This is a genomic window from Rhodopseudomonas palustris, from assembly GCF_013415845.1.
GTDB classification, from domain to species: Bacteria; Pseudomonadota; Alphaproteobacteria; order Rhizobiales; family Xanthobacteraceae; genus Rhodopseudomonas; species Rhodopseudomonas palustris_F.
On the sequence record NZ_CP058907.1, the window covers coordinates 1,856,393 to 1,869,901 of the forward strand.

Annotated in this window: 12 protein-coding genes; 3 read left to right on the plus strand and 9 right to left on the minus strand. The window is 64.7% G+C overall.

Features of this window, described 5'->3' with window-relative positions; all coding sequences use genetic code 11:
• Positions 1 to 165: 165 nt before the first annotated feature.
• The 5 genes from HZF03_RS08560 to HZF03_RS08580 form a co-directional block, all read right to left on the minus strand.
• A complete protein-coding gene (locus HZF03_RS08560; protein ID WP_119018335.1) occupies positions 166 to 945 on the minus strand; it encodes an SDR family oxidoreductase in 780 nt (259 codons plus the stop codon).
• 42 nt (positions 946 to 987) lie between these two features.
• Positions 988 to 2,472, minus strand: a complete 1,485-nt coding sequence (locus HZF03_RS08565; protein WP_165858120.1) for an ATP-binding cassette domain-containing protein — start codon at positions 2,470 to 2,472, stop codon at positions 988 to 990.
• Positions 2,472 to 3,395 (minus strand): branched-chain amino acid ABC transporter permease, encoded by a 924-nt coding sequence (locus HZF03_RS08570; RefSeq protein WP_011157465.1) that lies wholly within the window; start codon positions 3,393 to 3,395, stop codon positions 2,472 to 2,474. The genes HZF03_RS08565 and HZF03_RS08570 overlap by 1 nt, the downstream gene beginning before the upstream one ends.
• Before the next feature lies 1 nt (position 3,396).
• Positions 3,397 to 4,272 carry a branched-chain amino acid ABC transporter permease gene (locus tag HZF03_RS08575; RefSeq protein WP_119018337.1) on the minus strand — a complete coding sequence of 292 codons (876 nt, stop codon included), beginning with the start codon at positions 4,270 to 4,272 and terminating at the stop codon, positions 3,397 to 3,399.
• Between the two features lie 196 nt (positions 4,273 to 4,468).
• A complete protein-coding gene (locus tag HZF03_RS08580) occupies positions 4,469 to 5,683 on the minus strand; it encodes an ABC transporter substrate-binding protein (protein ID WP_420853859.1) in 1,215 nt (404 codons plus the stop codon).
• A 308-nt stretch (positions 5,684 to 5,991) separates the two neighbouring features.
• Between HZF03_RS08580 and HZF03_RS08585 the strand changes: the two genes are divergently transcribed.
• The gene (locus HZF03_RS08585) at positions 5,992 to 7,005 is read left to right on the plus strand and encodes a tartrate dehydrogenase (RefSeq protein WP_234832231.1); all 1,014 of its coding nucleotides are present in this window, start codon (positions 5,992 to 5,994) and stop codon (positions 7,003 to 7,005) included.
• Positions 7,006 to 7,038: 33 nt separating this feature from the next.
• Here HZF03_RS08585 and HZF03_RS08590 read toward each other — a convergent pair whose 3' ends face one another.
• The 4 genes from HZF03_RS08590 to HZF03_RS08605 all read right to left on the minus strand — a co-directional run bounded on the left by HZF03_RS08590 (position 7,039) and on the right by HZF03_RS08605 (position 11,232).
• Positions 7,039 to 7,872, minus strand: coding sequence for a flagellar biosynthesis protein FlhF (locus HZF03_RS08590; RefSeq protein ID WP_119018340.1), 834 nt, complete (start codon positions 7,870 to 7,872; stop codon positions 7,039 to 7,041).
• A 140-nt stretch (positions 7,873 to 8,012) separates the two neighbouring features.
• Positions 8,013 to 8,927, minus strand: coding sequence for an NAD(P)-dependent oxidoreductase (locus HZF03_RS08595; RefSeq protein WP_119018341.1), 915 nt, complete (start codon positions 8,925 to 8,927; stop codon positions 8,013 to 8,015).
• A 34-nt stretch (positions 8,928 to 8,961) separates the two neighbouring features.
• Positions 8,962 to 10,212, minus strand: coding sequence for a Zn-dependent hydrolase (locus tag HZF03_RS08600; RefSeq protein ID WP_104513060.1), 1,251 nt, complete (start codon positions 10,210 to 10,212; stop codon positions 8,962 to 8,964).
• A 69-nt stretch (positions 10,213 to 10,281) separates the two neighbouring features.
• Positions 10,282 to 11,232: a LysR family transcriptional regulator gene (locus tag HZF03_RS08605; RefSeq protein WP_011157472.1), complete on the minus strand. Its 951-nt coding sequence runs from the start codon at positions 11,230 to 11,232 to the stop codon at positions 10,282 to 10,284.
• A 115-nt stretch (positions 11,233 to 11,347) separates the two neighbouring features.
• Between HZF03_RS08605 and HZF03_RS08610 the strand changes: the two genes are divergently transcribed.
• Positions 11,348 to 12,166 (plus strand): putative hydro-lyase, encoded by an 819-nt coding sequence (locus HZF03_RS08610; protein WP_119018342.1) that lies wholly within the window; start codon positions 11,348 to 11,350, stop codon positions 12,164 to 12,166.
• A gap of 57 nt (positions 12,167 to 12,223) precedes the next feature.
• Complete coding sequence (locus tag HZF03_RS08615; RefSeq protein ID WP_011157474.1) at positions 12,224 to 13,471, plus strand: ABC transporter substrate-binding protein; 1,248 nt, start codon at positions 12,224 to 12,226, stop codon at positions 13,469 to 13,471.
• Positions 13,472 to 13,509: the final 38 nt, after the last annotated feature.

Consider the following 13,509-nt stretch of genomic DNA (forward strand, 5'->3'; position numbering starts at 1 on the left):
GTGTCATTTGATACGCCGCGGCGCAGACGGCGCCGCTTGCGTTGAATCAAACAGCGACGTTGTGACGCCCGTGCGGTTGACGATCCGTTGCGGCCCCGCTGCGGCGGAAGGAGTGTGCGGCGCATCGTCATGGCTGCGTTGCGGCCGGCGCGCGGCCGCTGCAGTTCAGGCCGGCCAGCCGGCGCTGAGTCCGCCGTCGACCGAGAAAATCGCGCCGGTGGTGTAGCCGGACCGGTCGGAGGCCAGATAGGCCATCAGGTCGGCGATCTCGCGCGGCTGCGCGGGGCGGCCGAGCGGAAGGTTTTTCTGCAGCTCGAGGTAGCGGCTCTCGTCGCCGAGCTCTGCTTTGGCGCGGCCCTTCATCCGTCCGAGATAGCGATCGGTGCCGACCGGGCCGGGATTGATGCCGACGACGCGGATGTTATCGGCGAGGCTGCGGCTGCCGAGCGCCCGGGTGAACGCCATCAGCGCAGCGTTGCCGGCGGAGCCGCAGATATAACCGGCGTCGAGCCGTTCGCCGGCCGCGCCGATGTCGTTGATGATGACGCCGCCGCCGCGCGCCTTCATCTGCGCGTAGACCAGCCGGGTGAGATCGATGAAGCCGAACACTTTCAGATCCCACGCATGGCGCCAAGTGGCGTCGTCGATCGCATCGATGGTGCCGCGCGGAATATCGCCAGCATTGTTGATCAGGATATCGATGTCCGTTGCCTGGGCGGCGAGCTGCGCCAGGTCTGCTTTGCTGCGCAGGTCCGCGACGTGGACCGCGACGCCGACGCCGTGTTGGTCGCGCAGCCGCGCGGCGAGGGCTTCCAGCGCATCCTTGTTGCGGGCGGCGAGCCGCAGATGACAGCCTTCCTCGGCGAAAGCTTCGGCCGCGGCGGCGCCGATGCCCTTTGATGCGCCGGTGATGAGGACGCGCTTGCCGCGCAGATGCAGGTCCATCGAGTGCCCTTCGGTGAGGTCCGGTTCGGCCGGACGCCGCCGCTACAGATAGCCCTCTCCGGCCTCGGCGGCAAAGCGCGCCGGATCGCCCTCCCACACGATGCGGGCGTGCTCCAGCACATAGACACGGTCCGCATGCGGCAGCGCGAAAGTGACGTTCTGCTCGCCCAGCAGCACGGTGATCGACGAGGTCTGGCGCAGCTTCTCCAGCGCCTTCGACAACTGCTCCAGGATCACCGGCGCAAGACCGAGGGTCGGCTCGTCCAGGATCAGAATCTTCGGCTGCATCATCAGGGCGCGGCCGATCGCCAGCATCTGTTGCTCGCCGCCGGACAGGGTCTGTGCAAGCTGACCATGTCGTTCCCGCAGGATCGGGAACAGATCGAACAACCATTCGATCTGCTTGTCGCGGACGTCGTCGGCGAGGTGGTAGCCGCCGAGATCGAGATTCTCACGCACCGTCATCTCGCCGAACAGCTCGCGCGACTCCGGACATTGCACGATGCCGTCGCGCGCGATCTTCGCCGCCGAGGTGCCGCGCAGCGCTTCGCCGCCGCGCTTGATCGCGCCGGTGTAGGGGAGGAGCCCAGAGATGGTATTGAACAGCGTGGTTTTGCCGGCGCCGTTGAGCCCGACCACCGAAACGAACTCGCTCTCGTGGACGTGGATCGAGACGTTCTCCAGCGCCTGCGCTTTGCCGTAGAACACGTTGACGTTCTCGACCTGCAGCAGCGGCACCTTGTCGTGGAAGCTGGTCTCCGGCCGCGCCGAGGTTTCGATCGCGCCGCCGAGATACACCCGCCGCACCGTCTCGTTTTTCATCACTTCGCCGGCGGCGCCGGTGCAGATCTCTTCGCCGAGATACATCGCCAGCACGCGGTCGACCAGCGCAGCGACACTCTTGACGTTGTGGTCGACCAGCAGCACCGCGCGGCCTTCATCGCGGAAGCCGGCGATCAGTTCGGAGAAGGTGCCGACCTCCGCCAGCGTCAACCCGGCGAACGGTTCGTCGACCAGCACCACCTTGGGATCGCGCGCGATCGCTTTCGCCAATTCGAGGCGGCGCAGGTCGGCGAATGGCAAGGTCGGCGGCTTCCGCCGCATCACCGCGCCAAGGCCGACCCGTTCTGCGATCGCCTCGGCGCGCTCGACCAGTGCGCGATCGTGAAACAGCGCCAGCAGGCTATCGGGCAGCAGCGCCACCATGATGTTTTCCAGCACGGTCTGCCGGTTCAGCGGCCGCGAATGCTGAAACACCATGCCGAAGCCCTTGCGGGCGATCTTGTGCGCCGGCAGGCCGGCGACGTTCTCGCCCTGGAACACGACTTCGCCGGCGGTCGGGCGTTCGATTCCCATGATCGATTTCATCGCGGTGGACTTGCCGGAGCCGTTCGGCCCGATCAGCCCGAAGATCTCGCCGGCGCGCAGGTCGAACGACAGGTTCTTCACCGCAGTGAGTCCGCCGAACCGCTTGGTGAGGCCGCGGACTTCGAGTGTGGGAGCGAAGTTGCTGGAGACTGCGTCCATCAAGTCCTGGCCTCACGCGACATGGCGGCTCCGAGGAAGCCGCCGGGGAAGAACAGCACGACGAGCAGAGCGATCGCCGAGACGATGAAGGTGGCGAGTTCGCCGGTCGGGCGCAGGAATTCGCCTGCGACGATCAGGAACACGGCGCCCAGCGCCGCGCCGATCACGGTCCGCCGCCCGCCGAGCACGGCTGCGACGATCACGTTCACGCCGACCGCGACATCGACCACGGTGCCGACCGAGGCGGTGCCGAAGTAGAACACCAAGAGCGCGCCCGACAGGCCGGAGAAGAAGGCGCTGACCACGAAGGCGAACAGCTTGTGCTTGACGATGTTGAAGCCGAGCGCGCCGGCCTGCACCGGATCCTGGCCCGAGGCCTGCAGCACCAGGCCGATCGGCGATTGCGATAGCCCGTACAGGATCGCGCCGCTCACCGTCATGAAGCCGAGCGCGATCCAGTAATTGGCACCGGCGTTGATGGTGATGACGTCCGGAATGGTCAGCCCGATCTCGCCGCCGGTGAGGTCGGCGAACACGACGATGAAGTTCTGCAGCATCAGCACTGCGACCAGCGTGGTCAGGCCGAAATACGGCCCGCGCACCCGCAGCGCCGGAAGCGCCAGGACGAAGCCCGCGACCACCGCGGCCATCGCGCCGATGAAAATGCAGAAGTACGGCGACACGCCGTAGAGATTGTTGACGATGCCTGCGGTGTAGGCGCCGGTGCCGATCAGGAAGGTCGGGCCGAAATTCACCTCGCCGGCAAAGCCGAACAGCAGATCCCAGGACATCGCGAAAACGCCGAAGTAGAAAGCCACCGTCAGCAGCCCGAGGATGTAGCCGGAGACATAGAGCGGCAGCGTCGCGGCGACAGCGACCACTAGCAGGGCGATCCAGAACAATCGTGACGTGAAGAACCCCATCTCAGCGCCTCCCGAGCAGGCCCTGAGGCCGCAGATACATCACCGTGACCAACAGCAGCAGCGCCGGGATCGATCGATAGGCCGGCGAGATCATGTAAGCGGTGAAGGTCTCCAGATAGCCGACCACGAAGGCGGCGATCAGCGAGCCGGAGACGCTGCCGAGCCCGCCGAGCACCACGATCGAGAATGCGCTCGCGGTCAGCGGACCGACGCTGTAGGACGACACACCCAGGAACATGCCGAGCAGCACCCCGGCGATACCGGCGAGCACGCCGTAGATGATCCAGACGACGACGTAGATGTTGGTGAGTTTGAGCCCAAGCAGGGTGACGCCGCGCGGGTTCATCGAGGCTGCCAGCACCGCCTTGCCGATCTTGGTGCGGTTGACCAGCAGCCACAGCAGCGCGATCACCAGGCAGCACACCAGCGCGGTGAAGATCTCGTTGCGCGGGGTACGAACGCCGAGAATCTCGACCACGCCGGTGACGATCGGCAACACCGTCTTGGCGTTGTTGGTGAAAAAGTAAGCGATCGCCTCCTGGATCATGATGCCCCAGAGCAGGGTGCCGGTGAGGACGAAGATCTCCTTCTCCTCATTGGCGATCCGCCGTGACCGCTGGATCGGCTGCACCACCGCGAAATAGGTCAGCAATGCGATCACCAGGGCGGTGGTGATGCCGATCAGCGCGCCGGCGTAGCTGCCGATGCCGAACGTGCTCGATGCCGCCCAGGCCGCGACCGCGGCGGCGACCATGATGGCGCCGTGTGACAGGTTGAGCACGCCGGAGACGCCGAAGATCAACGTGAACCCGGTCGCGCCCAGCGCATACAGCGCGCTGATGGCGAAGCCGTCGATCAGGATTTGCAGGGCGAGCATTCGGGACTTTCAGTTGGCCAAATCCGGGACGTCATTCCGGGATGCGCGCCGCCGGCGCGCAGACCCGGAATCCCGAGCTGTTCTGAGATTCCGGGTTCGCGGGCGGCGCCCGCGCCCCGGAATGACGATGTGGAGAAGCTTGCAGCCGGACGAAAAATGCTCCCGTCCTTGGTGGCGGGAGCATTCGCTGAAGCGGTCAGTTCGCGGCGGCCTTGATGAAGGCCGGGAACTTGATCTTGGCTTTGGCCACTTCCGGCGGCCACACCGCGACCTGCTTGCCGTCCTGCCATTGCAGCATCAGACCGGTGAGCAGGCCCTTGCCGTATTTCAGGCCGTGGGTGAACGGCTCGTCCTTGCCGTAGAACTGGACGCGGCCGATGGTGCCTTCGTAGTCGGTCTTTTCCAGCGCTTCGACCAGCTTCTCGCCGTCGGTGGAGCCGGCGCGCTTCACCGCCTCGGCGATGTAATAGACCTCGTCATAGGCGGTGTAGCCGGCATAGGACGGATAGTTGCCGTATTTCTTCTTGAAATTCTCGGCGAACGGCACCGACTTCGACGTTACCGCGACGCCGGGGCCCGACACGCCCTGGTACAGCACGCCGTCGGAGGCGTTGTTGGTGTCCTTGCCGAAGGTCTCGTTGGTCGCCTGGGAGGCGATGCCGAACATCGGGATCGGCACCTGCTGGTTCTTCCACTGCACCGTCGGCTGCACGCCGACATGCGAGATGCCGGTGATGATCACGTCCGGCTTCGAGCCCTCGATCTTATTGAAGATCGGCGTGAAATCAGTGGTGTCGGGCGAGAACCGGATGTGGTCGAGCACCTTCAGCCCAACCTTCGGCAGGCACTCCTGGTAGCCGACGTCGAGCGGCTTGGTCCAGGCCGCGTCCTCGCTCATGATCACCGCGCTCTTCATCTGGCGGGCGTCGACCAACAGGTCCTTCGCTGCATCGCACACCGACTGGGCAAGCTCGCCGGAGGTGAGATAGCCGTGGAAGGTGTATTTGTTCTTCTCGTAGTCCTTGTTGATCGCCTTGGTGATCTCGTTGGACGCCGCGCCGGGTGTCACGAACGGCGTTTTCAGCCGCGAGGCCCACGGCATCAGCGCCAGCACAACTTCCGAGATGTAGCTGGCGATCACCGCGTTGACCTTGTCTTCATTCACGGCGCGCTGGAAAGCGCGTACGGAATCGGCCGACGAGGAGTGGTTGTCGTAGCTGACGATCTCGATCTTGCGGCCGTCGATGCCGCCCTTCGCGTTGATTTCTTCAGCGGCGAGCTGCGCAGCCTGCGGAATGGAAGCGCCAGCGATCGCCTGCGCTTCGGCGATCACGCCGATCTTGATCGGGTCGGCGGCGAGCACCGACGAAGCACCGAATCCGATCGCAGTCGCGGCGACCACAGCGCGCATCGACCACGAACGGACATTCGAGGGGGCTGGAGACATGGCGTTTCCTCTTTATTGTCTTTGTTTGGGGGCGCGTTGGCCGGCGGCTTGTTGATCAGCCACGAAAAGTGTAGCGCGCGTTTTGTCGCAGGCAAGCACAATGCTTTTGCATTCACGCGGATTCGCTATGTGCAGCGCAGCGTTGAATGCCAGCGTCCTTTGGGCCAGATGAAGCCGCGCCATGCGCGACACAAAGGGGAACCGAGTTGAATCAGAGCAAAGATCAGTATCGCATCGCCGTGATCGCGGGCGACGGCATCGGCAAGGAAGTGATGCCGGAAGGATTGCGCGTGCTTGAAGCGGCCGCGAAGAAGCATCTGGTCAAACTGGTGTTCGACCATTTCGATTTCGCCAGCTACGACTATTACGAGAAGCACGGCCAGATGATGCCGGACGACTGGAAGGAGAAGATCGGCGGTCACGATGCGATCTTCTTCGGCGCGGTCGGTTGGCCGGCCAAGATCCCGGATCACATTTCGCTGTGGGGTTCGCTGATCAAGTTCCGCCGCGAGTTTGATCAGTACGTCAACCTGCGCCCCGTGCGGCTGATGCCCGGGGTGCCGTCGCCGCTCGCCGGACGCAAGCCGGGAGACATCGATTTCTGGGTGGTGCGCGAGAACACCGAGGGCGAATACTCCTCGGTCGGCGGCCGGATGTTCCCCGACACCGAGCGTGAGTTCGTCACCCAGCAGTCGGTGATGACCCGGGTCGGTGTCGACCGCATTCTGAAGTTCGCGTTCGAACTGGCGCAGTCGCGGCCGAAGCGGCATCTCACCTCGGCGACCAAGTCGAACGGCATCTCGATCACCATGCCGTATTGGGACGAGCGCGTCGAAGCGGTGGCGAAGAGCTACCCGGAAGTGAAGTGGGACAAGTACCACATCGACATCCTCACGGCGCACTTCGTGCTGCATCCGGACTGGTTCGACGTGGTGGTCGGCTCTAATTTGTTCGGCGACATCCTGTCCGACCTTGGTCCGGCCTGCACCGGCACCATCGGCATCGCGCCGTCGGGCAACATCAATCCGGAGGGCGACTTCCCGAGCGTGTTCGAGCCGGTGCACGGCTCGGCTCCGGACATCGCCGGACAGGGCATCGCCAATCCGATCGGAATGATCTGGTCGGGCGCGATGATGCTGGAGCACCTCGGCGAGAAGCAGGCGGCGGATTCGATCGTGAAGGCGATCGAACGCACCTTGGAGGAGCGCACGCTCCGCACCCGCGATCTCGGTGGTCAGGCCGACACCTCGGCCTGCGGCAAGGGCGTGGCCGAGATGGTGGAGTAAGCGCTCCGTTAGGGGAGCGCGCAGAAGCCGGCGTCAGCGGGTCGGTGACGAACCCGCGGCGCTTGCTCGCATCAGCGTCATCGGCTTCCGAAGGCGGCGCCGTTGCCGGAGCTGCGGCGGCTGCCGCAACGGACGGCGCGGCTTCAGCGCGATCGCGTAGCCGGGCTTGCGGCTCGGCGGAAGCGGGCGAGCCGGATTGCGTGCCGCCTTACGCTGTTGACGCTTGCTTGCTGCCTTACGGGCGCCACGCGAGATGGGACGGCGGTTCTGGGAGGGCCGCGGCTTGGTGACCTCCCGCGGCCGCGGCGCGACGATGCGGGTGAACGGCCCCAGCAGGAGAGGGGCCGGTTCCGTTATTTGCTGAGCGGGCGTCGCGGCCTGAGCCAGCACGGCCGAACTCTGCGTCGTGCTGGTTGGCGGCGGAATCGGAGCGCTGCGGTTCGCGTGCGCCGAGACGTCTGCGCCGGCATCGTGAATCCGGACCACGCGTCGCGGCGGTATTGGGCCGTCGCGGTGGATGCTGAAAGCCAGGTAGGCGGCGATCAGCACGGCCACGAGCAAGGTGATCGGCGCGCCGACCATCAGCGTGCTGGCCATCACGATCATCGCAACTGCAGCGGCCTTCAACAGCTTGTCGCTATCGTCGAATAGCCGCTCGAGCCACAGCCAGTTGCTGCGCGTCCAGATCGGTGGATCGAACCGAACGCCGAACGCGGCGCGCGCCTGGGCAAAGCCCAATTCGCGCGCAGAGAGCAAGTACCAGGTAACGAAGAAGGCCAGCAGGAACGCCAGCGTGCCGACGAGGCCTGCGGCAGAACCGATGATGATGACCAGCGCGAGGGCGAAGACCGCGTACCAATCCTTCATGGGAATAACTCCGTGCGATTCGCTAAGTATCGCACAGACTTAGTTTGCGTGCCGTTGATTCGGATCAGGCCGCGACACCTGTGTGGCGGAGGCAGGCTGGCGACCTGGGATTTTGCGGTAACTAATTGCCGTCGTTGGGCTTAGCTCGCGGCTGCGATCCGCCGGCAATGGGCGCGCGCGGCTGCGATCAGGTTCTCGCTCGCCTCCGGGGTACGGAAGGCCGAATGCGCCGAGAGCGTCACGTTGGGTAGCGCCGTGAGGGGATGGCCGGTGGGCAGCGGCTCGATGTCGAACACGTCGAGCGCGGCATGGCGGAGGTGACCCGAACGCAGCGCGTCGATCATCGCGGACTCATCGACGAGGGCGCCGCGCGCAGTGTTGACCAGGATGGCGCCCGGCCGCATCGCGGCGATCCGCTGGCGCGACAAGAACCCGCGGGTCTCGTCGTTGAGCAAGAGATGCATCGAGACGACGTGGCTGTCGCGAAGCAGAGTGTCGAGATCGACGAAGCGGACGCCGTCGACCTCTTTCGTACTCCTGTTCCAGGCGATCACCTTCATGCCCGAGCCGTGAGCGATCCGCGCGACTTCTGCGCCAATGCCGCCGAAGCCGATCAGGCCGAGCGTCTTGCCGGTGAGCTGCATGCCGTCTTCACGCAGCCATTGGCCGTGCCGCATCTCGCGATCCATGATCGCAAGGTTGCGGGACGCGGCCCACATCAGCGCGATGGTTGCTTCTGCGACCGCGGTGTCGCCGTAGCCGCGGATCAGGTGAACCTCGATGCCGAGCTCAGCGAGCTCTTCGATGTTCATGTAGCTCCGGGCGCCGGTTCCGAGGAACACGACGTGCTTCAGCCCGGTGCAGCGCCGGGCGACCTCGGTCGGCAGGTAGGTGTGGTCGATCAGCGCGATCGCGGCGCCGGCCAGCACCTCGGGTAACTGCTCCGGCATCACGTCCGGGTCGCAGTGGATCTTCACGGGTGGATCGCCCGGCGTCGCCATGCGCTCCATCAGCTCGGCGAGCGTATCGCTGGCGTCGACGAACACCGCGTGCATCGTGATCTCCCCCTATCGGCTGGTTTGTCGGCGATTACTTGGCGACGCCGGCGAGTGACAGCACGGTGTGCAGCAGCACGTTGGCACCGGCGGCGCAGTCGGGCTGGGTCGCGTCCTCCAACTCGTTATGGCTGATGCCGTCCTTGCAGGGCACGAAGATCATCGCGGTCGGAATTCTGGTGTTGAGGTTGCAGGCATCGTGACCGGCGCCGGAGGTGATGCGGCGGTTCTGATAGCCGAGGGCGTTGGCGGCGCTCTCGACGCTGCCGACCAGGGCAGGATCGAAGTGCGTCGGCTCCTTGCGCCACACCAGATCGAGCGCGACCTCGACCTTGCGCCGCGGCGCGATCTCGGCGATCGCGGCGCGCAGCCGCTGGTCGAGCCGATCCATGATGGTGGCGTCCGCGCTGCGCATGTCGATGGTAAAGGCGATCTCGCCGGGAATGACGTTGCGTGACGGGGAGGCGATCACCGCTTCGCCGACGGTGCCGACGGCATTGGGGCCGAGCTCGGTTGCGATCTTCTCGACCGCCAGCACGATCTCCGACAGCGTGGCCAGTGCGTCGCGGCGCAGATGCATCGGGGTCGATCCGGCATGGCTTTCGAAGCCGGTGATCTTGCCGTCGTACCACAGCACGCCCTGGCCATGATCGACCACGCCGATGGTCTTGCCTTCCGCCTCCAGGATCGGTCCCTGTTCGATATGCAATTCGATGAAGCCAGTGAACGGTTGGGCGCCAACCGGTTTGTCGCCGCGATAGCCGATGCTGTCGAGCGCTTCGGCGACGCTGATGCCGGCCGCATCCTTGCGCGACAGCACGTCCTCGACGGTGAAGTCGCCGACGAACGCCGCCGAGCCCATCATCGCCGGGGCGAATCGCGAGCCTTCCTCATTGGTCCAGTTGGTGATGCACAGCGGCAGTTCGGTCTCGATACCGGCGTCGTTGAGCGTCCGGATCACTTCGAGAGCGGCGAGGGTGCCGAGGATGCCGTCAAACTTGCCGCCGGTCGGCTGGGTATCGAGATGCGAGCCAAGGCCGATCGGTGGCTTGGCCATGTCGCGGCCCTTGCGTAGCGCGAACATGTTGCCGAGTGAATCGATGCTGACCTCGAGGCCTGCCTGCTCGCACGCCTGGCGAAACCAGTCGCGCACCTGCTTGTCTTCCGCCGACAGCGTCAGGCGCTTCACGCCGCCTTTCGGAGTGCCGCCGAACTGCGCGGTGCTGACGATAGTGTCCCACAGCCGCGAGGAATCGATCTGCAGGTTCGAGGCAGTCTTGGTCATAGTCACTCCGGTAATTCAGCGCGGACGCGCGAGGCAGAACGAAAGTGTGTCAAGCCGGCTGGGCGCGCGTCAACCAATCGCCGGTTCAACGACGTGAGCAATATCGCGGAGCTGCATTGCAGGATCGGGCATGAAGCCACCGGTGTGCGCGATCTCGGCCGCGAGTTCGGCGACGCGCTCGATCGCCACCGTGTCGGGGGAGGCGAGCCAGCTTGCGGAGAACCGCAGCGGTGAGATCTTCAGGTCGGTCTGCAGAAGTTGCAGCCGGCCTTCGGCGAGTTCGTTCTCCACGATCGCGGTCGGGATCACCGCGATGCCGAGGCCCTCGATCGCCATGTGGATAACCGTGCCGAGTGAAGCCGAGGCATGCAGGCGGATCGGCGGCAGCTCCGGCTTATTGAACAGCGAGCGAACGATCTCATAAGGCTGCGTCTTGCGCGGGAAGGTGATGATCGGGAATTTCGCCAGATCCGCCACCGTCAGCGGACCGTTGCCGAGGCCGAGCGAGGGGCTGGCGAGGAAGCCGATCGGATACTCGCACAGCACCCGGCTGCGCACGGTGGAAGCCGTCATCGGGCCGAGTAGGAACGCCAGCTCGATCTCCTGCGCCAACAGCCGGGCGCGCAGGTTCGGGGTGATGTCGACTTCGATCTCCAGCGACAGGTTGGGATAGACCCGGTTCACCTGCTCGATCAGCCGTGGCAGCCAGGTGTGGACGATGGTCTCGGCGACGCCCAGCCGCAGCACGCCCCGCATGCTCGACTGATCGCTCACCGCCGCCATCATCTCGGTGCGCAACCGGATCAGCTTCTCGGCATACAGCATCAACTGCCGGCCGCTCGGCGTCGGCGAGGCGACTCGGTGGTCGCGCTGCAGCAGCCGCACTCCGAGCTCCCGCTCCAGTTGCGCGATCCGCTGCGAGATCGCCGGCTGGGTCGTGTTCAGCTTGTGCGCCGCGCCGCGGAAGCTGCCGAGCGTCACGACCCAAATGAATGTTTCGAGCGCTTTGAAGTCCACCATCGGTCGACTCCTTCAGTCGATAAGACGAGTTTATTGTTTCCGATCAGAAACAAAGATTAGACATTATACTAGGCTTCGGCTCCTGTACTGTCGAGAGACTAGGCAGGACGAGCGAATGACTGTTTTTGCGGCAGAGCAACAGTTCCACGACGCCGAAAGGCCGCTTCCTTCCCATCAGGCCCGGCTCAACTGCCGCGCCGGACTCGCCGAGACGACGGCCGGCGTGGCGCCCGGTTTCGTGCAGGGCAACCTGGCGATCCTGCCGGAAAAATACGCCGCCGCCTTCCATCGCTTCTGTCAGCTTAACCCAAAGCCGTGCCCGATCGTCGGTATGTCCGACGTCGGCAACCCGATGATTCCGTCGCTCGGCATCGACCTCGACATCCGAACCGACCTGCCGCGCTACCGGGTGTGGCGGGACGGCGAGTTGGTCGAGGAGCCGACCGATATTGTTGCGCATTGGCGTGACGACCTGGTCGCCTTTGTGATCGGCTGCTCGTTCTCGTTCGAAGAGGCGCTGCTCGCCGATGACATCCCGATCCGCCATATCGAAGAGAAGGTGCGGGTGCCGATGTATCGCACCAACATCCCGTGCGAGCCGGCCGGTCCGTTCTCCGGGCCGATGGTGGTGTCGATGCGGCCGCTCAAGCCGAAAGATGCGATCCGCGCGGTCCAGATTACCTCGCGCTTTCCCTCCGTTCACGGCGCTCCGGTGCATATCGGATTGCCGCAGTCGATCGGGATCGCCGACATCGCCAAGCCGGACTACGGCGATCCGGTGCCGATCGGCCCCGACGAATTACCTGTGTTTTGGGCCTGCGGTGTCACTCCCCAGGCGGTGATCGCCGCAGCTAAAGTCCCGTTCGCCATCACCCACGCGCCCGGATTGATGCTTGTCACCGACCTGAAGAACAAGCACCTTGCCGTGCTGTAACGCCGAACCGAACCTCTGACCGCTTCACTCCCAACGTTGGTAGCAAAGGAAGACGTCATGAAGATCAATCGCCGTAACCTCGTTCTCGGCGGCGCGGCCAGCGCCGCTTTGCTGCCGTTCGCGACGGCAAGGGCCGAGACCAAGGAAGTCGTCATCGGTGTGATCTATCCGTTGTCGGGATCGAGCGCCCAGATCGGCGTCGATGCGCAGAAGGCGTTCCAGACCGCGGCCGAACTGATCAACAACAAGTACGATTTCGATCTGCCGCTGGCGCGCGGCGAGGGCCTTCCGGGGCTCGGTGGCGCCAAGGTCCGCCTCGTTTTCGCCGACCATCAGGCCGATCCGCAGAAGGGCCGCGCCGAGGCTGAGCGACTGATCACTCAGGAAAAAGTCTGCGCCATCGTCGGCACCTACCAGAGCGCCGTGGCGGTCACCGTCAGCCAGGTTTGCGAGCGCTATCAGGTACCGTTCCTGTCGGCCGACAACTCCTCGCCGAGCCTGCATCGCCGCGGCCTCAAGTATTATTTCCGGCCGGCTCCGCACGATGAGATGTTCTCGCAGGCGATGTTCGACTTCTTCGACGCCTTGAAGAAGAAGGGCCAGAAGATCGAGACGCTGGCGCTGTTCCACGAAGACACCATCTTCGGCACCGACTCCTCCAACGCGCAGCTCAAGCTGGCGCAGGAGCGTGGTTACAAGATCGCGGCGGACATCAAGTACCGCGCCAACTCGCCGTCACTGACTGCCGAGGTGCAGCAGCTCAAGGCTGCGGACGCCGACGTGCTGATGCCATCGAGCTACACCACCGACGGCATTCTGTTGATCCGCACCATGGGCGAGCTCGGCTACAAGGCCAAGAACATCGTGGCGCAGGACGCCGGCTTCTCGGAGAAGGCGCTGTATGATGCGGTCGGCGACAAGATCCCGGGCGTGATTTCGCGTGGCTCGTTTTCGATCGACCTTGCGCAGAAGCGGCCGATGGTCGGCAAGATCAACGACATGTACAAGGAGAAGTCCGGCAAGGACTTCAACGATTACTCGTCGCGGCAGTTCATGGGCCTGATCGTGATGGCCGACGCCATCAACCGTGCCAAGTCGACCGACGGCGAGAAGATCCGCGACGCCCTGGCAGCGACCGATATGCCGGGCGAGCAGACCATCATGCCGTGGAGCCGGGTCAAGTTCGACGAGACCGGCCAGAACACCTTCGCCGACCCGGTGCTGTTGCAATATGTCGGCGGCAAGTTCGTCACCATCTTCCCCACTCAGGCCGCGGTCGCTGACGCGATCTGGCCGATGCCGTAACGCAGGAAGTTAAAACGGGCGCACCATGGTGCGCCCGT